The sequence below is a fragment of the Agrobacterium leguminum genome, assembly GCF_015704895.1.
Lineage (GTDB): Bacteria > Pseudomonadota > Alphaproteobacteria > Rhizobiales > Rhizobiaceae > Agrobacterium > Agrobacterium leguminum.
This window is the reverse complement of the sequence record NZ_JADQWB010000003.1, coordinates 311,029-335,865: the sequence shown is the minus strand read 5'-3', so window position 1 is coordinate 335,865 and position 24,837 is coordinate 311,029. Positions and strand designations below refer to the sequence as shown.

At 57.1% G+C, this 24,837-nt stretch carries 25 protein-coding genes; 14 read left to right on the top strand and 11 right to left on the bottom strand.

Annotated elements, in window-relative coordinates; all coding sequences use genetic code 11:
* Nucleotides 1-79 precede the first annotated feature (79 nt).
* Nucleotides 80-682, top strand: a complete 603-nt coding sequence (locus I3J13_RS07255) for a nitroreductase family protein (RefSeq protein WP_196378404.1) — start codon at nt 80-82, stop codon at nt 680-682.
* Between the two features lie 105 nt (nt 683-787).
* On the opposite strand, the gene gyrB is transcribed toward I3J13_RS07255, so the two are convergent.
* From gyrB to I3J13_RS07230, 5 genes are all read right to left on the bottom strand, one after another.
* The gene (gene gyrB / locus I3J13_RS07250; RefSeq protein ID WP_196378403.1) at nt 788-3,223 is read right to left on the bottom strand and encodes a DNA topoisomerase (ATP-hydrolyzing) subunit B; all 2,436 of its coding nucleotides are present in this window, start codon (nt 3,221-3,223) and stop codon (nt 788-790) included.
* 157 nt (nt 3,224-3,380) lie between these two features.
* On the bottom strand, nt 3,381-3,746 hold the full coding sequence (locus I3J13_RS07245; protein WP_003521160.1) for a helix-turn-helix domain-containing protein: 366 nt from the start codon (nt 3,744-3,746) through the stop codon (nt 3,381-3,383).
* The gene (locus I3J13_RS07240) at nt 3,743-4,312 is read right to left on the bottom strand and encodes a Smr/MutS family protein (protein WP_003521159.1); all 570 of its coding nucleotides are present in this window, start codon (nt 4,310-4,312) and stop codon (nt 3,743-3,745) included. The genes I3J13_RS07245 and I3J13_RS07240 overlap by 4 nt, the downstream gene beginning before the upstream one ends.
* A complete protein-coding gene (gene mltA, locus I3J13_RS07235) occupies nt 4,309-5,421 on the bottom strand; it encodes a murein transglycosylase A (protein WP_196378402.1) in 1,113 nt (370 codons plus the stop codon). The genes I3J13_RS07240 and mltA overlap by 4 nt, the downstream gene beginning before the upstream one ends.
* Nucleotides 5,418-6,116 carry a Tim44/TimA family putative adaptor protein gene (locus tag I3J13_RS07230; protein ID WP_003521156.1) on the bottom strand — a complete coding sequence of 233 codons (699 nt, stop codon included), beginning with the start codon at nt 6,114-6,116 and terminating at the stop codon, nt 5,418-5,420. The genes mltA and I3J13_RS07230 overlap by 4 nt, the downstream gene beginning before the upstream one ends.
* Before the next feature lie 140 nt (nt 6,117-6,256).
* On the opposite strand from I3J13_RS07230, the gene I3J13_RS07225 reads away from it, so the two are divergent.
* The gene (locus I3J13_RS07225; RefSeq protein ID WP_020809862.1) at nt 6,257-6,805 is read left to right on the top strand and encodes an FxsA family protein; all 549 of its coding nucleotides are present in this window, start codon (nt 6,257-6,259) and stop codon (nt 6,803-6,805) included.
* Nucleotides 6,806-6,907: 102 nt separating this feature from the next.
* A complete protein-coding gene (gene secB, locus I3J13_RS07220) occupies nt 6,908-7,390 on the top strand; it encodes a protein-export chaperone SecB (RefSeq protein WP_003521154.1) in 483 nt (160 codons plus the stop codon).
* Between the two features lie 102 nt (nt 7,391-7,492).
* On the opposite strand, the gene dnaQ is transcribed toward secB, so the two are convergent.
* From dnaQ to I3J13_RS07195, 5 genes are read right to left on the bottom strand one after another with little or no spacing between them, the layout of a single operon-like run.
* Nucleotides 7,493-8,191, bottom strand: coding sequence for a DNA polymerase III subunit epsilon (dnaQ, locus tag I3J13_RS07215; RefSeq protein WP_020809861.1), 699 nt, complete (start codon nt 8,189-8,191; stop codon nt 7,493-7,495).
* Nucleotides 8,184-8,792, bottom strand: coding sequence for a dephospho-CoA kinase (gene coaE / locus I3J13_RS07210; RefSeq protein WP_196378401.1), 609 nt, complete (start codon nt 8,790-8,792; stop codon nt 8,184-8,186). Before coaE ends, dnaQ begins: the two co-directional genes overlap by 8 nt.
* Nucleotides 8,792-9,652 (bottom strand): shikimate dehydrogenase, encoded by an 861-nt coding sequence (locus tag I3J13_RS07205; protein ID WP_196378400.1) that lies wholly within the window; start codon nt 9,650-9,652, stop codon nt 8,792-8,794. Before I3J13_RS07205 ends, coaE begins: the two co-directional genes overlap by 1 nt.
* A complete protein-coding gene (locus I3J13_RS07200; RefSeq protein WP_196378399.1) occupies nt 9,645-10,244 on the bottom strand; it encodes a Maf-like protein in 600 nt (199 codons plus the stop codon). Before I3J13_RS07200 ends, I3J13_RS07205 begins: the two co-directional genes overlap by 8 nt.
* A 31-nt stretch (nt 10,245-10,275) precedes the next feature.
* A complete protein-coding gene (locus tag I3J13_RS07195) occupies nt 10,276-11,097 on the bottom strand; it encodes a pyruvate, water dikinase regulatory protein (protein ID WP_003521149.1) in 822 nt (273 codons plus the stop codon).
* A 408-nt stretch (nt 11,098-11,505) separates the two neighbouring features.
* Between I3J13_RS07195 and hemE the strand changes: the two genes are divergently transcribed.
* From hemE to I3J13_RS07155, 8 genes are all read left to right on the top strand, one after another.
* Nucleotides 11,506-12,540: a uroporphyrinogen decarboxylase gene (gene hemE / locus I3J13_RS07190; RefSeq protein ID WP_196378398.1), complete on the top strand. Its 1,035-nt coding sequence runs from the start codon at nt 11,506-11,508 to the stop codon at nt 12,538-12,540.
* Nucleotides 12,537-13,082: a protoporphyrinogen oxidase HemJ gene (gene hemJ, locus I3J13_RS07185; protein WP_059759708.1), complete on the top strand. Its 546-nt coding sequence runs from the start codon at nt 12,537-12,539 to the stop codon at nt 13,080-13,082. The genes hemE and hemJ overlap by 4 nt, the downstream gene beginning before the upstream one ends.
* Nucleotides 13,083-13,268: 186 nt before the next feature.
* Nucleotides 13,269-14,534 (top strand): transcription termination factor Rho, encoded by a 1,266-nt coding sequence (gene rho, locus I3J13_RS07180; protein WP_004444236.1) that lies wholly within the window; start codon nt 13,269-13,271, stop codon nt 14,532-14,534.
* Between the two features lie 86 nt (nt 14,535-14,620).
* Nucleotides 14,621-15,952 (top strand): tRNA uridine-5-carboxymethylaminomethyl(34) synthesis GTPase MnmE, encoded by a 1,332-nt coding sequence (gene mnmE / locus I3J13_RS07175; protein WP_196378397.1) that lies wholly within the window; start codon nt 14,621-14,623, stop codon nt 15,950-15,952.
* 63 nt (nt 15,953-16,015) lie between these two features.
* Entirely contained in the window at nt 16,016-17,899 is a 1,884-nt protein-coding gene (gene mnmG / locus I3J13_RS07170) for a tRNA uridine-5-carboxymethylaminomethyl(34) synthesis enzyme MnmG (protein ID WP_196378396.1), read from the top strand.
* An 11-nt stretch (nt 17,900-17,910) separates the two neighbouring features.
* Complete coding sequence (gene rsmG, locus I3J13_RS07165) at nt 17,911-18,528, top strand: 16S rRNA (guanine(527)-N(7))-methyltransferase RsmG (protein WP_196378395.1); 618 nt, start codon at nt 17,911-17,913, stop codon at nt 18,526-18,528.
* A gap of 19 nt (nt 18,529-18,547) precedes the next feature.
* Nucleotides 18,548-19,342: a ParA family protein gene (locus I3J13_RS07160; RefSeq protein WP_196378394.1), complete on the top strand. Its 795-nt coding sequence runs from the start codon at nt 18,548-18,550 to the stop codon at nt 19,340-19,342.
* 30 nt (nt 19,343-19,372) lie between these two features.
* Nucleotides 19,373-20,254 (top strand): ParB/RepB/Spo0J family partition protein, encoded by an 882-nt coding sequence (locus tag I3J13_RS07155; RefSeq protein WP_196378393.1) that lies wholly within the window; start codon nt 19,373-19,375, stop codon nt 20,252-20,254.
* A gap of 61 nt (nt 20,255-20,315) precedes the next feature.
* Here I3J13_RS07155 and I3J13_RS07150 read toward each other — a convergent pair whose 3' ends face one another.
* Nucleotides 20,316-20,528: a DUF1674 domain-containing protein gene (locus I3J13_RS07150; RefSeq protein WP_196378392.1), complete on the bottom strand. Its 213-nt coding sequence runs from the start codon at nt 20,526-20,528 to the stop codon at nt 20,316-20,318.
* A gap of 116 nt (nt 20,529-20,644) precedes the next feature.
* On the opposite strand from I3J13_RS07150, the gene htpX reads away from it, so the two are divergent.
* The 3 genes from htpX (at nt 20,645) to I3J13_RS07135 (ending at nt 24,785) form a co-directional block, all read left to right on the top strand.
* Complete coding sequence (htpX, locus tag I3J13_RS07145; RefSeq protein WP_142779916.1) at nt 20,645-21,610, top strand: zinc metalloprotease HtpX; 966 nt, start codon at nt 20,645-20,647, stop codon at nt 21,608-21,610.
* Complete coding sequence (locus I3J13_RS07140) at nt 21,607-22,992, top strand: RsmB/NOP family class I SAM-dependent RNA methyltransferase (RefSeq protein ID WP_196378391.1); 1,386 nt, start codon at nt 21,607-21,609, stop codon at nt 22,990-22,992. Before htpX ends, I3J13_RS07140 begins: the two co-directional genes overlap by 4 nt.
* A gap of 125 nt (nt 22,993-23,117) precedes the next feature.
* The gene (locus tag I3J13_RS07135; RefSeq protein WP_196378431.1) at nt 23,118-24,785 is read left to right on the top strand and encodes a heparinase II/III family protein; all 1,668 of its coding nucleotides are present in this window, start codon (nt 23,118-23,120) and stop codon (nt 24,783-24,785) included.
* Nucleotides 24,786-24,837: the final 52 nt, after the last annotated feature.

Here is a 24,837-nt window from a genome sequence, read left to right as displayed (position 1 = left end):
ATTCATACTTGTCACCCCTTGACTGCGCCAAGTTTCGAAAAATACCTTTTCCTTCCCGTCAATCAAAAGGACATGGCTCGTGACGAACAGCAATTCCCGGCAATCCGAATATCCCGTCGATCCCCTCTTCCTCGATCGCTGGTCTCCGCGCGCCTTCGATGGCCACGCCATGCCGCAAGAGCATCTGATGACAATTCTGGATGCCGCGCATTGGGCGCCGTCTGCCTCCAACTATCAACCATGGCGTTTTGTCTATGCGCACAAGGATAGCGAAGACTGGCCGCTCTTCGTGGAACTGCTGATGGAGGGAAACCAGCGCTGGGCAAAAAACGCCTCCGTGCTGCTGTTTGTCATTTCCCGCGACTACAACATTTCGCGCGACGGTGAGAAAAAACCATCCGCGACCCATTCCTTCGATGCCGGCGCTGCCTGGTTTTCGCTTGCCATGCAGGCTCACCTGCTCGGTTACCACGCCCATGGCATGGCTGGCATATGGAAAGACAAGATCGTTGAAAAACTGAACATCCCGGAAGGCTACAAGGTGGAGGCCGGGGTCGCCATCGGCACGCTGACCGACAAGTCCGTTCTCCCTGAGGATCTGGCGGAGCGGGAAGTGCCGAGCAAGCGTCTGCCCCTTTCGGATGTGGCCTTCGAAGGGCGCTTCACCGGCAAATCCGACTGATTTCCGCTCATCCGGCAAAACAAAAAGGCCCGGCGGAAATTGACCGCCGGGCCTTTTGTTAAATTTTCGTTTCACGTGAATCGTTACGCGAAACACCCCACAGGATTAAATGTCGAGGTTGGCGACGCTCAGCGCATTTTCCTGAATGAAGTCGCGGCGCGGTTCCACTTCATCGCCCATCAGGCGAGCGAACAGGCCGTCGGCATCCGTCGCGTCACTCACCCTTACCTGCAGCAGGGAGCGAACATTGGCGTCGAGCGTGGTTTCCCACAGCTGCTCGGCATTCATTTCGCCGAGGCCCTTATAGCGCTGCATGGAAAGACCCTTGCGGCCGGCGGCGAAAATCGCATCCAGAAGTGCGCGTGGACCGGCCAGTTCCATGGTGCCATCCTTGCGTTGCAGGACCGGCGGCGTAGCGTAGATATCGCGCGTGCGGGCCGCGAGCTGATCGATATGGCGGGCATCGGCCGAACCGAGCAGGCCCATATCCAGCGTCGAGACTTCCTTGACGCCGCGCACCATGCGCTCGAAGCGCAAGCCGCCATCCTGCAGCACCGTGCCTGACCAGCCACGTTCCGTTTCTTCCGCGATCATGTCGAGACGCCGCGCCACTTCGGCAACGGTTTCCTCGGCGCGGGCAGCATCGGCCGAAAGCTCGGGGTTCAGCGCGCCGGCTATTGCCGCCTGTTCCACGATCGAGCGGCTGTAACGCGAATGCAGCCCGTCGATCAGCGAGCGCATACGCACCGCATCCAGAATGACTTCGCGAAGGTCTGCGCCGATACGCACTTCGCCAGAACCGAGCGTCAGCGACGCTTCCTCGATACCCATGGAGATCAGGTATTCTTCCAGCGCCTTCTCATCCTTGAGGTACTGCACGGATTTGCCGCGTGTCACCTTATAAAGCGGTGGCTGGGCGATATAGAGATGGCCGCGCTCGATCAGTTCCGGCATCTGGCGGAAGAAGAAGGTCAGGAGCAGGGTACGAATATGGGCGCCGTCGACGTCAGCATCCGTCATGATGATAATCTTGTGGTAACGCAGCTTGTCGGCGTTGAACTCGTCCTTGCCGATGGAGGTGCCAAGTGCCGTAATCAGCGTGCCTATTTCCTGGCTGGACAACATCTTGTCGAAACGGGCACGTTCGACGTTCAGGATCTTGCCGCGCAGCGGCAGGATCGCCTGCGTCTCGCGCGAGCGGCCCTGCTTGGCCGAACCGCCGGCTGAGTCGCCCTCAACAAGGAAGAGTTCGGATTTCGCCGGATCGCGCTCTGAGCAATCGGCAAGCTTGCCGGGCAGAGAGGCGATATCGAGCGCACCCTTGCGGCGCGTCAGTTCGCGCGCCTTGCGGGCGGCTTCGCGGGCGACCGCCGCTTCCACCACCTTGCCGACGAGAATTCTTGCGTCGGAAGGATGTTCTTCCAGCCAGGTGGAGAGCGCTTCGTTGACAAGGCTTTCCACGACCGGACGCACTTCGGATGAAACGAGCTTGTCTTTCGTCTGCGAAGAAAACTTGGGGTCGGGAACCTTGACGGAGAGAATGGCCGTCAGACCTTCACGGCAGTCCTCACCCTGCAGGCTCACCTTTTCCTTTTTCAGGATGCCCGAGGTTTCGGCATAGGAGGTCACCTGACGGGTCAGCGCCGCGCGGAAACCGGCCATATGGGTGCCCCCGTCGCGCTGGGGAATGTTGTTGGTAAAACAAAGCACGTTCTCATGGTAGCTATCGTTCCACCAGAGTGCGACCTCAACCGTAATGCCGTCCCTTTCGCCCTTGATGGCGACTGGCTTGTCCACCAGCGGCTTCTTGGCACGGTCGAGATAACGAACGAAGGCTTCGAGACCGCCATCATACAGCAGCTCTTCCTGCTTGATATCGGAATGGCGCTTGTCGGTGAGCAGGATGCGCACGCCGGAATTCAGGAATGCGAGTTCGCGCAGGCGATGCTCCAGCGTTCCATAATCATAGTCCGTCATGGTGAAGGTCTGCGGGCTCGCCAGGAAGGTCACTTCCGTGCCCGAGCGGCCTTCATATTCGCCAATGACGGAAAGCGGCGCATCGGCGACACCATGGGTGAAGCCGATTTCATGCAGCTTGCCGTTACGGCGGATCCTGAGCTTCAGCCAGACGGAAAGCGCATTGACCACGGAGACGCCGACGCCATGCAGGCCGCCCGACACCTTATAGGAGTTCTGGTCGAATTTGCCGCCCGCATGCAGCTGGGTCATGATGACTTCGGCGGCGGAAACTCCTTCGGAGGAGTGAATGTCGGTCGGAATGCCGCGTCCGTTGTCCGTCACCGTCACCGAGCCGTCCGCATTCAGCGTCACCGTCACCAGATCGGCATGACCGGCGAGCGCCTCGTCAATGGCATTGTCGACGACTTCATAGACCATGTGGTGCAGGCCGGAACCGTCATCGGTATCGCCGATATACATGCCGGGCCGTTTGCGCACGGCATCAAGGCCCTTGAGGACCTTGATCGAATCGGCTCCATATTCCGCGTTCGCGCCGACTTCGCTTGACGATGTTTCGGTCATAAATACTCTTTCCAAAGTTTTCTCGGGCCAGGTTTCCAGTGAGAGGGCCTGAAGCCAGCGAATCACTCAAATCCGACATGCGACTATAGAAATTCTACACCCAATCCCAAAGGCCGCATGCTTCAGGATGCTGCATAAAGCAGGGGATAGAGGGGTTTCAATCGCAAGAACGGCTTTTTTGCAGCACGGCTGACAGTTCCTCTACCACACTCGGCGGCAGCTTGCGAATATCCCGTGCCAGCCGGTTGGCGAAAGCCGTATATTGCGGCGGCAGACCGATGGTGTCGATCACCACTTTCGGGTCGGATGAGCCGGCCAGAAAGAACAATTCCTCCGCCTCATCCCAGATGATGTTGAAATATCCGGCGATGCGCTGGAGGAGATCGAAACTCGGCTTGCCGCGCTTGCCATGCTCCAGCGCCGAAAGATAGGCCGGCGATACGCCGATTGCAGCGGCCATTTCCTTCTGCGTCACGCCCTTGCGCTCGCGAAGCTGCCGCACGGCCTCCGCAAAGGGCGTCATGACTTTTCACCCCGCCGACGCGCCAGCCGCACATAGAGTGCGCCGTCGCCGCCGTGATTGGCGGATGCATCCTCATAGGATGAGATCAGGTGGCGATATTCCGGCTTGGAAAACCACATGGGCACCGCCCTTTTCAACGCTCCGTCGCTGCCGATGGAACGGCCCTTGCCCGTTATGACGAGCACGTGTCTCAGACCTCGTTCATGCGCGCGCAACAGAAAATCAAGCAGCACCGCATGGGCTTCGCTCTGGAACATGCCGTGCAGATCGATCCGCCCTTCGAGCGGCAACCGGCCACGGGTGAGCTTGCGTTTGACCGGTTTTTCCATCGGCTGATGAATCTTCGGCTTCTTGTCCGGAGCGGGTGGCGACGGCTCGGCCGGCTCCGCAAGCATGCGCGGAAAAGCGCCTTTGCCGGTCTGCGGAACATCGGGTTCCACCGGAGGTTCCTCTATGTCGTCGAAGGCCAGCAGGTCTTCCAGCCTGCCGGAGATCGGCCGCGTGGTTTTTGCGACCTTTCCCCACAGAATGCGCTCTTCCTTGCCGAGCTTGCGACTGCTCTTCATCGCCGATACCTCTGCGCAGCCACCTGCGGTATCAGTATATAAAAATCGGCCTCATTGCGCACCGTACCGGCCAGCTCTCCCGCTTCGAAACCGGAGCCGGTGAAAATATCGCCACGCGCCGGGCCAACGATGGCCGAGCCGGTATCGAGCGCCAGCATCAGCCGCGCAAAAGGTTTTCCGTCATCGAGATGGGTAAGCGACGGCGCATGGATGAAGAAGGGAAGCCCGAACGTATGGACGAGCCTGTCCACCGCAAGCGCTCGCCCCGCGACCAACGGAACCTTCGCAGCCGCGATCGGACCCATATCCTGATCGGCGACATCCGCCTCCCGGAAAAAAATATAGGACCTGTTATGCCATAGCACCCCATCCATCTCATCCGGATGGTCAGCGAGCCATTTGCGGATCGTCTGCATCGACACGGTTTTCGGATCGAGTTCGCCGCGATCGAGAAGCAGACGGCCAATCGGCGAAAAAGCATGCCCGGCCTTGGCCGCATAGGTGATGCGCTTTACCGCGCCATCGCGAAACACCAGACGCGCCGCACCCTGCACATGAACGAAAAACAGGTCGACCTTCGATCTTGCCCAGGCAAGCTCAAGGCCCCTGCCCTCCAGATACCCTTCATCGATCTCCCGGCGGTCGGGAAAATAGGAAATACCGTTTTCATCCTCCCTGCCGAAAGCATAGGACGTATCGAAGCCGGCAGGCCGATTGGCGTCGTCGATATCCACCAACTCCGGCGGCCGGCGGTAAATCGGATAACGCCAAATGTCGTCGGGCTCGGACGACACTTCCAGTTCAGGTTCGTAAAAGGCGGTCACGAAACCGCTTTTTCCCTGAGCCGGAGAAATCCTGAAAGGCACGCAATGGGTTTCAAAAAACCGGCGCGCCTGTTCCGGGCTGCTTATTTGGTTTTTCTCTGCGCTTTCCAGAAGCGAGACCAGTTCCGCCGCCGTGACCCCGAGCGCGCCGGTCCTGTAGGGTTTTGCATTCCGAAGATGCGACAGGATGGTCGCCATCGCAGGAAAAAGCTTGCCCGGATCGTCTTGCCGCCATCCGGGCAGGTCGCTGAAAGAAACTTCTTCGATCGAAAAGGGCGCGGTCATTGCTCGGATTCGGTAGCGATCAGCTTCCAGTTCGGATCGCGCGAGCGGATATCGCGCGAGAAGGTCCAGATGTCGTCCACCTCCGCAACCGCATCCGGATCGCCATCCACCAGCTTGCCATCCTTGTCATAGGTCGCCGAAATCAACTGGCTGACGATCCTCAGCGTGATCTGCACTTCGGAATCGCGCACACTGGCCTGGGTGATATCTGCTTTCTCGATACCCACGAAGGTGGACTTCACCACCTCGCCACGACCTTCCCTCTCGGAAATGGCCGCCTCGAAACCATCGAAAACCTCCTTCGACAGAAGGTTCTTGAGCGTCTTGCGATCACCATCGGCAAAGCCCATGACAATCATTTCATAGGCCATGCGGGCGCCGTTCAGGAATTCCTTCGGCCCGAAGGAAGGGTCCCTGGTCATCACCTCACGCAACGACGCATTGAGCGGCGTATCGACGGGCGCAAGCGCATCCGCCTCGGCAAAACGGTTTTCGTCGTCACCCTCGCTGCGCCGCGGCAGGGTCACGACCTTGTTATCGTCTGCAACAGGACCCTTCGCCACATCTCGCGGGCTATAGGGGTCGAATGGCGGCTTCTCATTGCCCGTGCGGCGACCGAGGACACTGCGCAGCTGAAAGAAGATCAGCACCGCTGCAACGAGAAAAAACAATGTGATAAAGTCGCTAAAGCCCATCTTTTACCAAAACCGCCATTTAAATTCGAAAACCACACCATCATATAGTCTGCATCTTATCATCATTCAAATGTGCAGATTCAATCATCGGTGTCCCGGGAACCGGCAATCTGCCAGAGATGCACACGCAAGGCTAGAAGATGCGTTTTTCCTTTCTCCCCATCGTCATCCTGATGATGCCCATCCTCGAAATTGCCGGTTTCATCATCGTCGGCAAGGCAATCGGTTTGTGGCTGACATTGGCGCTTGTCCTGTTCACCTCGTTTCTGGGGTTGCTCATCCTGCGGCTGGGCGGCATCGGCATGGTGAGAAACCTTCAGGATGCGGGCCGCACCGGTGCGCAGCCGGCGGATGAGCTGGTGAATGGCGCCATGCGCGTCGTTGCCGGGATCCTGCTCTTCATTCCCGGTTTCATTACCGACATTCTCGGCCTTCTGCTTCTGTCGCCAACCGTGCGGCGCTTTTTCTGGAAAGCCTTCGGGCCGCGCGTCGTCGTTGCGGGTTCCTTTCGGCAATCCGGCCAGCAATCCGGTCCTCAGCCCGGTGATTTTTCCGGCTTTCGGAATGATCCGGGACATGCGCGCAATTCGAAGGTAGTGGATCTCGACGAGGAGGAGTTTCATCGCGAAGAGCCAAAGGGTTCCCCATGGTCGCGCAAACCGGACGATCGCGATCTGCCCAAACCCTGATCCCTAGCGGAATGGATCGCTATGACCCGATCACGAAGGGTTGTAAGCCCCCGGTCGAAATGATAGACCGCCTTCCACGAATTCACGCCGTGAGGAAATGTAATGACCGCTGAAAATGGTGCACAGGGCGCAGTAAGTCCTTCCCTCAACATTCTTGCCCAGTACATCAAGGATCTTTCCTTCGAAAATCCGGGTGCTCCTCGCTCGCTTCAGGCCCGTGACAATGCGCCGTCGATCAACATCAATGTCAACGTCAATGCAAACCCGATCTCGGGTTCGGATTTCGATGTTGTCCTGACGCTGAACGCGGAAGCCAAGGATGGCGACAAGGTGCTGTTCGCGGCCGAGCTGGTTTATGGCGGCGTGTTCCGTATCGCCGGCTTCCCGCAGGAACATATGCTGCCGGTGCTGTTCATCGAATGCCCGCGCCTGCTGTTCCCCTTCGCGCGCCAGATCATTGCGGACGTTACCCGCAATGGCGGTTTCCCGCCGCTGATGATCGATCCGATCGATTTCGCGCAGATGTTCGCCCAGCGCGTTGCCGAGGAACAGGCAAAGGCCAAGGTTCAGGCCGTACCGAACTAAGTGACGCGGCTCTGCGCTGCAGAATTCAGACAAAACAAAACCCGGGTTCATGCCCGGGTTTTTCTTTGACGGCATTCACCGTTTCCGGTGCCTGGACAGGCATCAATTCTGGTAACGGTTCCAGATCGCCTTATCGCCCATGCCGAGAACGAGTTTGCCATGGGCCGCGACCGTTTCCGTATCCAGCCTCGAGGGCAAAGCCCGTGGCCTTTGCAACGGCTCAAGCGGAACGTCTTCCTCGACGATGATGGTTTCCTGCTTGGCGGCGGAACCGAAACCGAGCGCCGTCTGGCGGCCGCCGATCATTTCAATATAAACTTCGGCGAGCAGTTCGGAGTCGAGAAGAGCGCCGTGCTTGGTACGGTGGGAATTGTCGATGCCGTAACGACGGCAAAGCGCGTCCAGCGAGTTCGGTCCCATGGGGTGCTTGCGGCGGGCGAGCGAAAGCGTATCCGTCACCAGATCGGCGGCGACCGGCTCAATGCCGAGACGGGCGAATTCCGCGTTGATGAAGCCCATGTCGAATGTGGCGTTATGCGCCACCCAGCGCGCGCCCTCGAAGAAGTCGCGAATCTGGTCGACGACCTCGGCGAATTTGGGTTTATCCTTCAGAAACTCGTCGGTAATCCCGTGAACGGCAAGTGCATCGGGGTGAACCTTACGATCCTCCGGGCTGATGTAGAGATGCAGCGTGCGGCCGGTGGGAAAGTGGTTGATCAGCTCGATGCCGCCGATTTCAATCACGCGGTCCAGCTTCGATTCAAGACCCGTGGTTTCCGTATCGAAAATGATCTCACGCATTCATCTCTCCGCGGCGCGACTCAGCGGCCAGTTTCTGCAGAATCTCTCTTACCTGATCCCGTGCCGCTTCGACACCATTTCCGGAATCGACGATAAAATCGGCACGCCGGCGCTTTTCCGCGTCGGGCATCTGCCGGGTGAGGATCATTTCGAATTTCTCTTCCGTCATTCCGGGTCGGGATAAAACCCGCTCTCGCTGAATCTCCGGCGCGCAACTGACGACAACGACTTTATCGACGCGGCTTTCCGCCCCGGTTTCGAACAGCAGCGGAATATCGAGGAGGGCGAATTGCCGATCCTCTTTCCTCGCCTGCGCCAGAAAAGCCTCCTGCCTTCCGCGCACCAGCGGATGCACGATCTCTTCCAGTCTGCTGAAATTAGCCGGATTCTGCCGCAAGACCTCGCCGAGTTTCTGCCTGTCCACCGCACCGGAAACTGTAGTACCCGGAAAGGCCGCTTCGATCAGCGGGACGGCTTCCGCCCGGTAAAGCCCATGCACGACCTCATCCGAATCGAGAACCGGAACCCCCTCCCCGGCAAACAACTTCGCCGTCGTCGTTTTTCCCATTCCAATCGAGCCGGTGAGACCGATGACAATCATCAATGTTTCTCCATGTCCTCGACAATGAGAGAACGCAGGGCTTCATCGACCTCCGGTGTTTTGCCGAACCATCGCTTGAAACCGGGTTTTGCCTGATGAAGCAGCATGCCGAGCCCGTCGACGGTTGCGATACCCTGCTCTTCCGCCATTTTCAGGATCGGGGTTTTCAACGGCACATAGACGATATCGGTTACGACGGCCTGGTCTGCCAGCGGCGAAAAATCAAGATGCGGCGCTTCCGTTCCATCCATGCCGAGCGACGTCGTATTCACGAAAAGCCCGGCACCCTGCATGACCTCATGAAGTGCTGCCTGGGGATGGGCAAAAACCCGTGGCCCAAAACGGTCGGCCAATTCGCGCGCCCGTTCGACGGTACGGTTGAGGACGTGGATTTCGGCAATGCCGCGATCACGCAGCGATTGAATGACCGCCCGACTTGCGCCGCCGGCACCCAGAACCACTGCCCGCTCTGTCCTGTCCCAGCCCGGATGCCGCTCATCGAGATTGGAGACGAAACCATAGCCATCCGTATTGGTGGCGTGAAGCTCGCCCTCCTCCATCCAGACAGTGTTGGCGGCGCCGAGTTCTTCCGCCAGAGCATCTGGTCTGTCTGCCAGCCGATAAGCCGCTTCCTTATGGGGAATGGTGACATTGCCGCCGACGGCAGTGCCTGGCTTGCCCTGCTTCAGCGTTGCAATGAAATTCGCGAAATCGTCCGGAGAGATTTCCACCGCCTTATAGGAACCGGCAATGCCGAATTTCTTCAACCAGTAGGAATGGATAATAGGCGATCGCGAATGCTTGATCGGATAGCCGACAACGAAGGCGTTTATGGTTAATGTTTCACGTGAATCAGCCATCGATGACATCCATGTCGCGTAGTTTCGATAAAAGCGGCAGAAGCGGTAGGCCGAGAATCGTGAAATAATCGCCCTCGATCGAGGTGAATAGCTGGATTCCCTCTCCTTCGAGCTGATATGCGCCGACGCTGCTCAAGGCCTTTTCTCCCACCCGTTGCAGGTGGCGGGAGACAAATTCGGCGCTCAAAGTCCGAACGGTCAGCTCGGCGCTGGAAACGATCTGCCACACCACCTCGCCATGTCGGACGAGAACGGCAGCGCTGTTCAGGCGATGGACCTTGCCGGACAATGACAGCAGATGCCCTTCGGCCTCCGCCATGGTTTTCGGCTTGTGATAAACGCGGGCCCCGAGCGCCATGGTCTGGTCGCAGCCGAGAACCAGTGCTTCCGGATAAAGCGCGCTGACCGCAAGAGCCTTGGCCTTGGCGAGTTCCAGCGCAACCTCTTCTGGACTGGCGCCGTCTCGTTCCAGCTGTTCATCGAGCGCACGCTCGTCAATATCCGCCGGGATGGCCGAAAATGTCAGCCCCGCATTGCGCATCAGCATCTGGCGGGATGCGCTGGACGAGGCGAGGATCAATTCTTGTTGCATCGACTGTCTGCTCCGAATGGTGCGATTCGGATTATCGTGTCCTCGAACGAAGGGCAAGGATCGCCGCCGCCGTTTCCTCGATGGAACGGCGCGTGACATCGATCAGCGGCCAATTGTTGCGGGCGCAGAGCGCTCGCGCATATTTCAGCTCTTCCATGATGGTGGCGCGGTCCGTGTAGCGGCCACTGTCAAATCCGCCCGTCGCGCCGAGTTCCCGGTTTTCACGCACCTGCGATATGCGGTCCGATGTTGCGACCAGCCCGACGATCAGCGGCCGCGTGGCCGCATAGAGGCTGTCGGGCAAGGGCACATTGGGAACGACCGGTATATTGGCGGTCTTTATCCCCCTGTTGGCGAGATAGATGCTGGTCGGTGTTTTTGAGGTGCGGCTGATGCCGATGATGACGATATCAGCCTCGTCATAGGTCTCGGGCATTTGCCCGTCATCATGATCCATGGCGAAATTGAGCGCCTCGATTCGGGCGAAATAATCCGCATTCAAGGCGTGTTGCGCACCCACCCGCCGTCTGGACGGCGCACCTAAATAGGTCTGGAAGATGCCGATGATGGGTTCAAGAACATTCACGCAGGGCACCCCGATCGCATGGCACCGCAGATCCAGAAACTCGGCCAGCTGCTGGTCGACGATCGTATAGAGAACAATGCCCGGTTCCTTGTCGATGAGATCGACGACCTGCGCGAGCTGCTTCTGGTTTCGAATCATCGGATAGACATGTTCCACCGGCATGGAGGCGTGGAACTGGGCCGAAACGGCTCGACCGGCCGACATCAGAGTCTCTCCCGTTGAGTCCGAAATCAGGTGCAGATGGAAGAAGCTTTTTTTGTTCTCCACGCTGTTTTTCTCCCGCTGTTGATAAACCGGGACAAATCTCCGAATTGTCCTGCGGGTAGAACCGCGACGTGAATAAGGTGGTGTTTTTCCACAATCCGCAAGTAGCTTCAATCGTCTCCGACGTGCTTGTGAATTGTTGGAAGAATGCAAAACCGTTCAAAATTTTCCCCAGATTATCCACAGTCGACCTGTTTTTCTGGTTATTCATAAATAACTGAAATTATTTATAAAATTCCTATTTTCCGGATTATTTGAAAACAAGCCGATTGATAACATCCGCAGGCACGCTTGAAACTTTGCGGCTGCGGCATTTCGACTGGAATGATTTTAATCCTTGCTACCCACAGACTCTAAGAAATAGAAAATCTTTTAAATCTCTTTGATTTTATTTTTTAGAAGCTGGGTGCCATGAGCGAACGCAAGGTTATGACGGTGTTGAACGGGCAGACGGTCACACCGCCGCCTATATGGCTGATGCGACAGGCTGGGCGTTATCTTCCCGAGTATAGGGAAACGCGAAAGAGCGCCGGTAGTTTCCTCGATCTCTGTTATAATCCCGAACTGGCGACGGAGGTTACTCTCCAACCCATTCGCCGGTTCGGGCTCGATGCCGCCATTCTCTTTTCCGATATTCTGGTGATACCGGATGCGCTTCACCGCAACGTGTCTTTCAGCGAAGGAAAAGGTCCGGCCATGGACCCGATCGATGTCAGCGGTATAGAGAAGCTGGATGCCGCAAATGTCATGGCGCATCTTTCTCCCGTTTTCGAAACCGTTTCCCGTCTGCGCACCTCTTTGCCCCATGAAACGACGCTTCTCGGTTTTTGCGGCGCGCCGTGGACGGTTGCGACTTATATGATCGCGGGACACGGAACGCCGGATCAGGCTCCGGCGCGGCTGTTCGGTTATCAGGAGCCGGTGGCCATGGAAAAGCTGCTGGCTTTCCTCGCCGACGTTTCCGCCGATTATCTAGTGGCGCAGATCGATGCGGGTGCGGATGCGGTTCAAATCTTCGATTCCTGGGCCGGTGTGCTCGGCGAGAAGGAATTTGAGGATTATGCGATAAAACCCGTTGCCCGCATTATCGCATCGGTGCGCGCCCGTCGGCCTTCGGCGAAAATCATCGCCTTCGCCAAGGGGGCTGGTTATCTTCTCAAGGATTATCGTCGCAAGACGGGCGCCGACGCCATTGGGCTCGACTGGTCGGTGCCGCTGAGCTTTGCAAAGGATTTGCAGAAGGAAGGGCCCGTGCAGGGCAATCTCGACCCCATGCTGATGGTGGCGGGCGGCAAGGCGCTGCAGGATGGTATAGATGCCGTGCTGCAGGCTCTTGCACAGGGTCCGCTGATATTCAATCTCGGCCATGGCATCACCCCGCAGGCTGACCCGGAAAACGTCACCCGGCTAGTGGAGCGGGTGCGTTCCGGCGGAGCCGGGGCATGAGCGGCGAAAAACAGACCTCCGCCCGTTCCGGAAACCGGGCGGCTTTGCGCGCCGGCATTGCGCTCGGTGTCTTTGCTGCTTTCGTTGCCCTGTTATTTTATGCCGATCCGGCCGATCTCTATCTCTGGATCAAGGCGCTGCATATCATCGCCGTCATTTCCTGGATGGCGGCGATTTTCTATCTGCCGCGGCTCTTTATCTACCACACGGATGCACCCGCCGGTTCGCAGCAGTCCGAAACCTTCAAGGTGATGGAGCAGAGGCTGATCAAGGTGATAATGAACCCGGCGATGATGATATCCTGGATATTGGGACTCTATCTCGCCTGGTCGGTTTATGGTTTTTCCGGCGGCTGGCTGCATGCAAAGATCGCGCTGGTGGTGCTTCTGACCGCGGCCCATGTTTATTTCACGCGCAGTGCAAAACGTTTCGCGCGGGATGAAAATACGCGGCCTGCCCGTCACTGGCGGTTGATGAACGAGGTTCCGACGGTGCTGATGATCCTCATCGTCATACTTGTGGTTGTGAAACCCTTCGGTTAAGACGGTGCGACGATAAATTTCGCGGAATTCGTGCTTTCCTCTTGCAGCGGCCGTGTTCAATCGCTATTTTCGGGCCACTCATCTTCGTGGCATGTGAATTATTCAGTCATCTGCGGTATCTCCCACAGCATCTGATTCGCGAACACGCCCTCCCCCGACATTACATTATCAAACGGTCTTCTCTTCATGGCTGAAATGAAGCTTCAGGAACTTAAGAGCAAATCGCCTACCGACTTGCTGACTTTTGCCGAATCCCTGGAAGTTGAAAATGCGAGCACCATGCGCAAGCAGGAGCTCATGTTCGCAATCCTCAAGGTTCTCGCGAGCCAGGACATCGAAATCATCGGCGAGGGCGTCGTTGAAGTCCTGCAGGACGGTTTCGGGTTCCTGCGATCCGCAAATGCAAACTATCTGCCCGGTCCGGACGATATCTATATCTCGCCGTCGCAGATTCGCCGCTTCTCGCTGAAGACCGGCGATACCGTCGAAGGACCGATCCGCGGCCCCAAGGAAGGCGAACGTTATTTCGCGCTTCTCAAGGTCAATACGATCAATTTCGACGATCCGGAAAAAATCCGCCACAAGGTTCACTTCGACAATCTGACGCCGCTTTATCCCAATGAGCGCTTCAAGATGGAACTGGATGTTCCGACCTCGAAGGATCTGTCGTCGCGTGTGATCGATCTCGTCGCGCCGCTCGGCAAGGGTCAGCGCGGATTGATCGTGGCGCCGCCGCGCACCGGTAAGACCGTTCTGTTGCAGAACATCGCCCATTCTATCACGGCAAACCATCCGGAATGCTACCTGATCGTTCTCCTGATCGATGAGCGTCCGGAAGAAGTGACCGACATGCAGCGTTCCGTGAAGGGCGAGGTTGTGTCCTCCACCTTCGACGAACCGGCCGTCCGTCACGTGCAGGTCGCCGAAATGGTGATCGAAAAGGCCAAGCGCCTGGTCGAACATGGCCGCGACGTCGTCATCCTGCTCGATTCCATCACGCGCCTCGGCCGTGCCTACAACACGGTTGTTCCCTCCTCCGGCAAGGTTCTGACGGGTGGTGTGGATGCCAATGCCCTGCAGCGTCCGAAGCGTTTCTTTGGCGCCGCTCGTAACATCGAAGAAGGCGGCTCGCTGACCATTATCGCGACCGCGCTGATCGACACCGGCAGCCGTATGGATGAAGTCATCTTCGAAGAATTCAAGGGTACTGGTAACTCGGAAATCGTGCTCGACCGCAAGGTTGCTGACAAGCGCATCTTCCCGGCACTGGATATTCTGAAATCCGGTACGCGCAAGGAAGACCTGCTGGTGCCGCGTCAGGATCTGCAGAAGATTTTCGTTCTTCGCCGTATTCTCGCGCCGATGGGTACGATGGACGCCATCGAGTTCCTGATCGACAAGCTGAAGCAGACCAAGAACAATTCGGATTTCTTCGAATCGATGAATACCTGATCCGAACTTTAGCCGGATTCATCATAAGAGCTTTAAAGCCGTATCCGTTTATTCGGATGCGGCTTGACTGTTTTAGACCGAGGTGAATGATGCCAGCTTCCGCCGATACGATCTATGCGCTTTCCAGTGGTGCCCTGCCGGCGGGTGTGGCTGTTCTCAGAATCAGTGGCTCCAAGGCTTTCGATGCCTTGGAGATGTTGACGGGCCGGGAACTTCCTTCACCACGAAAGGCGATGCTTTGCTCGATTCGGAATCGAAACGACGAGATCATCGACCAGGCGCTGGTAATCGCCTTTCCAGCTCCAAACTCTTTCACGGGTGAGAATTGTGTTGAAATTCATAGCCATGGCAGTCGCGCAGTCCTGGCTTCGATTTTTGCCGAACTGGAAAATCTTGAGGGACTTCGGCCTGCCGATGCCGGTGAATTCTCTCGTAGAGCCTTTGAGAATGGGAAGATGGATCTCCTTGAGGTCGAAGGTCTCGCCGATCTGTTGCAGGCTGAAACGGAAATGCAGCGGCGGTTGGCGGTGGAACAGAGCACTGGCAAATTGTCTGCACTCTATGATGGCTGGGCCAGCCGCCTGACGCGCGCTCGCGCTCTCATCGAAGCGGAACTGGATTTTGCCGACGAGGAGGACGTTCCGGATTCCGTGGCGGCCCAGGTTTGGGAAACCATGGCGCTTCTCAAAAAGGAAATCGGCGATCATCTTCAGGGTGGCGAAGGCGGCGAAATCATTCGCGACGGATTCAAGGTTGCGCTCGTTGGGGAGCCTAATGCGGGCAAATCCACTCTTTTGAACGCCCTTAGCGGCCGCGATGTTGCTATCGTTACCGATATTGCAGGCACCACGAGGGATGTCTTGAGCGTTGACATCAATCTGGAAGGATATCTGGTCCGGGTATTCGATACGGCAGGAATACGGGAAACACAGGATGTCGTGGAGCTTGAAGGTGTAAGGCGCGCGGTTCTGACGGCGGAAACAGCAGATCTCATTCTCCTGCTGCAGGATAAAGATTCGTCTCCGAAACAATCTCTCGAATCGTTTAAGAACCAGAGCTATTTGCGGGTTAGAACGAAAACAGCGCTTCATTCCCCCATCTCGGATGATGGATTTGATTTGTCTATCTCAGCCAAGGAAGGAATAGGCTTGAACGAACTGCGTTCGATGCTGAAGCGGGAGATAGAAAAACGCGTCGGCGCCGGCCAGACTTTGGTTCCCGCGCGCGCCAGGCATAAAAAACGACTTGAAGAGACGCTGAACTATGTTAGTGATGCGCTCGATTCCAAGACCCTGGACCTTGCGATAAGGTCGGAATATTTAAGACTCGCGGCGACATCGCTCGGACGGATCACCGGCCGCGTTGATGTGGAAGATTTGCTCGGCGTGATCTTCTCGGAATTCTGCATAGGAAAATGATTCACGTGAAACATCGACGGCCGAGGCGGCGATGTCGATGCTTATAGAACAGGGCGCAAGGATATGCACCAGTCATTCGATGTCATTGTTATTGGCGGTGGCCACGCGGGCAGCGAAGCCGCGGCTGCCGCTGCAAGGCATGGTGCAAAAACTGCCCTTGTTACCCATAAGCGAGAGACGATTGGCGTCATGTCCTGCAACCCCGCCATCGGCGGTCTGGGCAAGGGACACCTCGTTCGTGAGATCGATGCGCTGGATGGCTTGATGGGTCGGGTTGCCGATGCAGCGGGCATCCAATTCCGCATGCTCAACCGTAAAAAGGGGCCGGCCGTGCGTGGTCCGCGTACTCAAGCCGATCGGCGGCTTTATCGCGAAGCCATGCAACGCGAGATCGATACGATTGAAAACCTGACCATCATTGAAGGCGATGCTTTCGATATTGAGATGGCAGATGGTCGCGTCGCAGCCGTTATCATGAAGAACGGTAGCCGGATTCCTTGTGGCGCGGTCGTGCTGACGAGCGGCACCTTCCTGCGCGGTCTTATTCATATCGGTTCCGAAAAGATTCCGGCGGGACGCGTGGGAGAAATGCCGTCTGTTGGCCTCTCGGACACGCTCTCGCGGCTGGGTCTCGTTATGGGGCGCCTGAAAACCGGCACCCCTGCCCGACTGGACGGACGCACGATTGACTGGAATGCGGTGGATCGGCAGGCTGCCGATGAGGATCCTGTCCCCTTTTCCTTCATGACGGATCGTATTCTCAATCCGCAAATAGAATGTGGTGTAACTCGTACCACTCCGGCTGGGCATAAGATCATTCAGGACAATATTCATCTGTCGGCCATGTATTCGGGACAGATCGAAGGGGTCGGTCCGCGTTATTGCCCGTCAATTGAGGATAAGATCACCCGTTTCGGTGAACGGGACGGTCATCAGATATTTCTCGAGCCGGAAGGTCTTGACGATCACACCATTTACCCAAATGGCATATCGACGTCCCTTCCCGCTTTCGTTCAGGAGCAATTTATCCGAACGATACCCGGCCTTGAACAGGTGACGATCCTGCAGCCGGGCTACGCGATCGAATATGACTATGTCGATCCGCGCGAGCTGAAGCCGTCGCTGGAATGCCGCAAAATTCCGGGATTGTTTCTGGCCGGGCAGATCAATGGCACGACGGGTTATGAAGAAGCGGGCGCTCAGGGTCTTGTTGCCGGGCTGAATGCCTCGCTTTATGCGGGCAATGCCGATCCAGTCTATTTTAGTCGAACCGAGTCTTATATCGGCGTCATGATTGATGATTTGACATCGAAGGGTGTCAGCGAGCCCTACCGCATGTTCACGTCCAGAGCGGAGTATCGCCTTTCTCTGCGTGTGGACAATGCCGATTTGCGGCTTACGCCAGTCGGTCAGATGGCTGGCATTGTCGGCCGCGCGCGGCAGGAACGCTTCGCAAATTTCGTTTCCGATCTAGATCGCGGTCGAGAGCTGATGAAGGCGATTTCCATCAGCCCATCCCAGGCGGCGAAGCAGGGGTTGAAACTTAATCAGGACGGTCAACGCCGGTCCGTTTATGAATTGCTGGCCTATCCGGATATGACTCTCGAAGTCCTTGCCGAACATTGGCCGGAGTTGGCTGCCCTTGACGGGAAAGTGGCCGAGGTTTTGCAGATCGAGGCGAGTTATGCGGTCTATATGCAGAGGCAGAGCGCTGATATCGTCGATATCAAACGGGACGAAGACAGAAAAATCCCCGATGACTTTGATTTCAGGTGCCTGTCCGGTCTCTCCAACGAGCTTAAACAAAAGCTGGAAAAAGCTCGTCCTGAGAATATTGCGCAGGCCGCTCGTGTTGACGGCATGACGCCGGCTGCGATATCGCTGCTGCTCGCACTTCTGCGGAAGGATTCTGCAACGCGAAGTGAAAAATTACGCATGCACCAATAGCGAGTCGGACTATGAAGATAAACGGCCAGAGTGTTTCACGTGAAACACAGGAAAGGCTCGAACATTTTGTCGAGCTTTTTAAGAAGTGGAACAGAACCACAAATCTGGTAGCGCCTTCCACTCTCGCCGAGCTTTGGAACCGGCATGTGGCCGACAGCGCGCAAATATTCCAACTCTCTCCTCAGCCAAAAAAGTGGATTGATCTTGGAAGCGGCGGCGGATTCCCCGGTGTTGTCACCGCGATTTTTCTGGCGGAGCTTAGCGACGGCTGGGTTGATCTGGTCGAAAGCAACAATAAAAAGGCTGCATTCTTGCGGATTGCACTGAAGGAAACCGGTGCAAGAGGTGCAGTCCACCCTGTCAGGATCGAGACAGCATCGGAAATCATCAAAAATTGCGACGCTGTTTCAGCGCGCGCACTCGCCGAACTGGATTTGCTTTTCGATTATATTCATCCCTGGGCGCAGAATAATCCAAATCTCAAGGCCTATTTTAATAAAGGCCGGGATTATGATTCTGAAGTGCAGAAAGCACATGGTCGCTGGGAGTTTGGTCTGGTAAAACATCAGAGTGCCATTGAGGCAGATTCTGTTGTTCTTGAAATCAGCAACCTCGCTTTGAGGCGCTGATGAGCTGGCCAGGTGCGGCATGACTTTTGAAAAAAACCGGATTATCGCAGTTGCAAACCAAAAGGGCGGCGTTGGTAAAACAACAACCGCCATCAATCTGGCTACCGCGCTGGCGGCTATTGGTGAACGCGTGCTGATCGTGGATCTGGACCCGCAGGGTAATGCGAGTACCGGGCTTGGAATTGACCGCAAGGAGCGCAAGCTTTCGTCCTATGATCTTCTGGTGGGAGATCATGGTGTCGCGGAAGTCGCTGTTCCCACTGCTGTTCCCAATCTCGATATCGTACCCTCCACGATGGATTTGCTCGGTTTCGAAATGCAGGTCGCGAATGTTTCCAACCGCGTTTTCCTGCTGCGTGCGGCCATGGAGACACAGGAAGCCAGAGGCTACTCCTATATTCTCGTCGACTGCCCTCCTTCTTTCAATCTTTTGACCATGAATGCCATGACGGCCGCACATTCCGTGCTCGTGCCGCTGCAATGCGAGTTCTTTGCACTGGAGGGCCTTAGCCAGTTGCTGGATACGGTCAGTCAGATTCGTGGGTCGGTGAACCCGCAGCTTGATATACAGGGCATCGTTCTTACGATGTTCGATGCGCGAAATAATCTTGCACAACAGGTGGTTTCCGATGTGCGCTCGCATCTGGGCGAAAAGGTTTACCACACGCTCATTCCACGCAATGTGCGTGTTTCCGAAGCGCCGTCCTATGGTAAACCGGCAATTCTCTATGATCTGAAATGTGCCGGCAGCCAGGCCTATCTGCAGCTGGCGTCCGAAGTGATTCAGAGAGAGCGTCTGCGTAAAGCCGCCTGACGTTTGCCGGAATGTATGGAGTAATATCTTATGAGTGATGATCTTTCCAAGCGTCGGCTGGGGCGCGGTCTTGCCGCATTGATCGGAGAAATGGACCAGCCTGTGCCGGTGGGTGAGCCCCAGCGCGCTGTTAACGCCGATCGTACCATTCCCATCGAATTCATCGCTCGCAGCCAGAGAAACCCGCGGCGTCATTTCGATGAGAATGAGCTGCGGGATCTTGCTGCCTCCATTCGTCAGCATGGAATTGTTCAGCCTGTGGTCGTAAGAACGGTTGGAGTCAACCGCTACGAGATTATCGCCGGTGAGCGTCGCTGGCGTGCGGCGCAGCTGGCGGGCTTTACCGATGTTCCCGTCATCGTTCGCGATGTGGATGATCGCACGGCGCTGGAACTGGCGATTGTCGAAAACGTACAGCGTTCCGACCTCAATCCGCTCGAAGAGGCGATGGGGTATGAGCAGCTGATCGCCGAACACGGCTATACGCAAAATGATCTCGGCGAAATCATCGGCAAGAGCCGAAGCCACGTTGCCAACAGTCTGCGGCTTTTGAAGCTTCCCGATCCGGTACGGGATATGCTGGCGGATGGTTCGCTCTCTGCAGGTCATGCCCGCGCACTTGTTTCCACTTCCGATCCGGCGACGCTCGCGAAAACAATCGTATCCAAGGGACTTTCGGTGCGTGATGCCGAGCGCCTGGCGCAGAACGATATCAAATCGCAGGGCGATGTTGCGGAGAAGCGACCTGCGGCGGAAAAGGATTCCGATACGATCGCGCTCGAACGCAGCCTGTCCGATGCTCTCGGGCTGGATGTGAAGATCAGCCACAAGGGCGGATCGGGGCAAATCCGTATCGGTTATCGGACATTGGAACAGCTTGAAGCGGTATGCCGGCTTCTGGAGCAGAAATAAGTAACTATTTGTTTTAAAATATAAAATACCCGCCTTTGGCGGGTATTTTTATTTACGGCGTTCAAAAGTCGATGGCCCGGCCTTTTATTTCGTAATCGCCGAAACGCACGGGTTCCGCGCCACCGCGGCCGCCGGTTTCCGGCGGCAACTGGAGATCGGCCTGTTGCCTGCGCCGTTCTTCCGCTTCTTTCAACGCTCGTTGCGCCGCCGGCGAAAGTCGCTTTACACTTTCCGCGCCACTGGCTGTGGCGTTGTCATTATCCGCATTCTGCATGAAATCCTCCCTATGACGGGATATTGAAATACGTTTGCCGCTTACCAGATTATATAATCCGAGGGGCTTTATAAACCCCGGAATATTCCCGGTGAGTGACAAGGAGAGTTTAACGGATGAACATGATGCGCACGGCAATGCTTCTGGCCTTCATGACCGCATTGTTCATGGGTGTCGGTTTTCTGATCGGCGGCAAGGGCGGCATGATGATCGCTCTGGTCATCGCGGCTGGTATGAATATTTTTTCCTACTGGAACTCTGACAAGATGGTTCTCTCCGCCTATCATGCGCGGGAGATCGACGAGGCGAATGCGCCCGAATTTTTTCACATGATCCGCGACCTGTCGCAGAATGCCGGTCTGCCGATGCCGAAGGTCTATATTTACGATAGCCCGCAACCCAATGCCTTCGCGACCGGCCGGAATCCGCAGAACGCCGCTGTTGCCGCTTCGACAGGACTGCTGGAGCGTTTGACGCCCGAGGAAGTGGCCGGTGTCATGGCGCATGAGCTTGCGCATGTGCAGAACCGGGATACGCTGACCATGACGATCACCGCCACGCTGGCGGGCGCTATCTCCATGCTCGGCAATTTTGCCTTCTTCTTCGGCGGTAACCGGGAGAACAACAATAACCCGCTCGGCTTTATCGGCGTGCTGGTCGCGATGATCGTGGCACCGCTGGCAGCGATGCTGGTGCAGATGGCGATCAGCCGCACACGGGAATATTCCGCCGACCGGCGCGGCGCGGAAATCTGCGGCAACCCGCTCTGGCTTGCTTCCGCGTTGCAGAAGATTTCGGGCATGGCGCAGCGCATCCACAATGACGATGCCGAGCGTAACCCGGCAACGGCGCATATGTTCATCATCAATCCGCTTTCCGGTGAGCGCATGGACAATCTCTTCTCCACGCATCCGAATACGGAAAACCGCGTGGCGGCGCTGCACGCCATGGCGCAGGAGTTTTCCCCGCAAGGATCGACGCCGCCGCCATCGGGTGATAGACCTCTGCGCAAATCAGGCTCCGTTCCCAAAACAGGCTGGGGGCGAGGCAATGAAAACGAGCGCAAGGGGCCGTGGTCTTGACATCCGATATTCAGAATAAGCCGGCGCGGTCCAGAAAACCGAGACCGGCAAATGGGAGGGGCCGTGAAGACGGCCCTTCGTCTTTCCAGGATAAGCCGGGTCTCGCCGCGCGCATCGCCGCCACCCGCATTCTCGCCGCCGTTCTGGAAAAGAAGACCTCGCTGGATGGGATGCTCGATAGCGAAAACGGCAATCCCGTCTATCGAGCCCTGTCGCTTGCGGACCGGGCGCTGGTGAGAGCCATCGTCAACAGCGCGCTTCGCCACCTCCCCCGGATTGAATCGGCATTGTCGATGCTGCTTGATGGGCCGCTGCCGCAGGGCGCGCGATCGCTGCATCACGTTCTTGTCGTCGGTGCGGCGCAGATGCTTTACCTGGATGTGCCGGATCATTCCGCTGTCGATCTCGCGGTGGAACAGGCTCACCGCGATCCGCGCAACCGGCGTTTCGTCAAGCTGGTGAATGCTGTTCTCCGACGGCTCGGTCGTGAAAAAGCGGATATCGAAAAGGCCGTCGCTGAGGTTCCCGTACTGCCGGACTGGTTCCACGCACGGCTTGTTTCCGCTTACGGCAATGAGGTTGCGCAAAGGATTTCGGAGGCGCAGCTGACACCCTCCTCGATTGATCTAACGATAAAGGCTGATCCTGCTCTCTGGGCGGAAAAACTGGGTGGTACGCTCATGCCGAATGGCAGTGTGCGCCTGGGTGAATTCGAAGGGCAGATCCCATCGCTCGAAGGCTTCGCTGAAGGTGCGTGGTGGGTGCAGGATCTCGCCGCCAGCATGCCGGTTCGGCTTATGGGCGACATCGCGGGCAAACGTGTCGCAGATCTCTGTGCTGCTCCTGGCGGCAAGACCGCGCAGCTTGCACTGGCGGGCGCCAATGTGACGGCGCTGGATCAGTCCGGCAACCGTCTTCGTCGTCTCAGGGAAAATCTCGACCGGCTAGGCCTCCGTGCCGAAACGGTGGAGGCCAATATGCTGAAGTACCAGCCGGAACAGCTCTTTGACGCGGTCCTCCTCGATGCCCCCTGTTCTTCCACCGGGACACTTCGCAAACATCCCGATGTCTGCTGGACCAAGGATGAGAACGACATTGCCAAACTCGCTGCCCTTCAGGGCCAGATGCTGCGGCATGCGCTGACCCTTGTTGGCCCCGGCGGTCTCGTGGTCTTCTCCAATTGCTCGCTCGATCCTTCCGAAGGGGAAGCGATGATTGCCGAGGTTCTGGCGGAAAATCCCGGCGTGGAGCGTGTTGCCGTCCGCCGCGAGGATTGGCCCGGAATGGAAGCGGCCATCAGCCCCAATGGCGATCTTCGCACGACACCGGACATGTTCGGCGGCGTCGATGGGTTTTTTAGCAGTGTCTTGCGTAAGAAGTAGAAAAAAGCCAAGCTTTCGCGAATCATTAGATATTTATCGAAAACGTTCCGGTCGTCGCGGTTCACTGATAAAAACAAAACATGTGAAACGGGAAACACAGCTTGTTAGGGTCCTTTGCAGGCAGCATGAATGCCGCCGGTCTTCTGTCGCGGATGGCGTATCGTCATCTGTGTGTCGGCCTCACCCCTTTGCGCCTGCATATGTCGCGATTTGCCACCCGTGCGCCAGATGGTCTGGTGGCGGCGCCGACCGATCTCAGAGCCATCGATCCCTATTTTGCCGAGGAACTGTTGCGGGGCCGCATCGCGCTGGCCGGGCGTGTCGTCGAAACCGGCGGAGCTTCGCCATTTCAGGTGGAATATCCCTCGGCGGTCTTTGAAGAACGGCTGCATGCATTCAGTTGGCTACGGCATATTCGCTCCGATAAATCGAGCGAGGCCTGCAAACGAGCGCGCCGCATCGTTGCGGAATGGATGGTGCTTCATGGCAAACGGCTTGCAGGCACTGCCTGGTCGCCGGAAATCGCCGCACAAAGGCTGATTGCCTGGCTTTCGCACTCTCCCGTGGTTTTATACGAGGCCGATGCCGGCTTTTATCGCCGGTTCCTGAAAAGCCTCGCCTTTCATGTGCGTTATCTCGAAAGAATCGTCAGACACGCGCCCGATGGCGAAGCGCGGCTGAGGATCAGGATTGCCTTGGCCATGGCTTCCATCGCCATGCCAACGCGCCTTTCGCGGATCACGCGGAATGGAATGAAGCTGGCTCAGGAAATGGAACGCCAGATTCTGCCCGATGGCGGGCATGTTTCCCGCAATCCACGCGTCATGCTGGACCTGCTGCTTGATCTCCTGCCGCTTCGGCAAAGTTATATCAATCTCGGCCATGATCTGCCCTCCGGCCTGGTGCCGGCGATAGACCGCATGTTCCCGGCGATCCGGTTCTTCCGGCATCAGGGCGGCGATCTGGCGCTGTTCAACGGCGCCACGGCGACGCTCGCCAATGAGCTTGTTTCCGTGCTGCGTTATGATGAAACGGCCGGCCGGCCCTCCAAGGTCCTGCCGGACGTGAACTATCACCGGCTTGCGACAGACGATACGGTCATCATCGTGGATACGGGCTATCCCGGCTCGGCGGAGCTTTCGCGCAATGCCCATTCGGGTTGCCTGTCTTTCGAAATGTCCTGCGGCAAGAACCGCTTCATCGTCAATTCCGGCTTTCCGCGCAACGCCGCGCCTGAATATCAGCGGGCCAGCCGTTCCACGGCGGCGCATTCCACCGTCACGCTTGCGGATACATCATCCTGCAGACTGTCGCGCTCGCGGCTGCTTGGTCCGATCATGGTATCAGGCGTCAGCCACGTCGACAGCCGGCGTGGAACGGATGCAAACGGCAATGACGTTCTCTGGGCGTCTCACGACGGTTATTTGCAGAATTTCGGCTGCTACCATGAGCGGGAAATAGAATTGAATGCGGCCGGTACCAAGATAAAGGGTCGGGATCTGCTTCGGGCCGATGCAAGTGCGGCGAAAACGCAATTGCAGTCGGTCACGGCGGTTTCACGTTTCCATATTCACCCTCACATTCAGATACATCAACGGGATGAGGAGTCGGTCTATCTGGAGGCAGCGGATGGAACCGTCTGGCTGTTTTCCGCACCCGGGCTCGAGCTTTTCGTCACCGAGGATGTCTTCATGGCCGATGCATCCGGTATGCGCCCGTCGCAGCAGATCGAGCTCCCCTTCAATCTCGCAAATACGCGGGAAATCCGCTGGCTCATCGAACGCCAGGCCTAGACAACTTCCGGCGGTGCCGGTCAAAAACCACCATAGTTTTCACCGTTCGGCA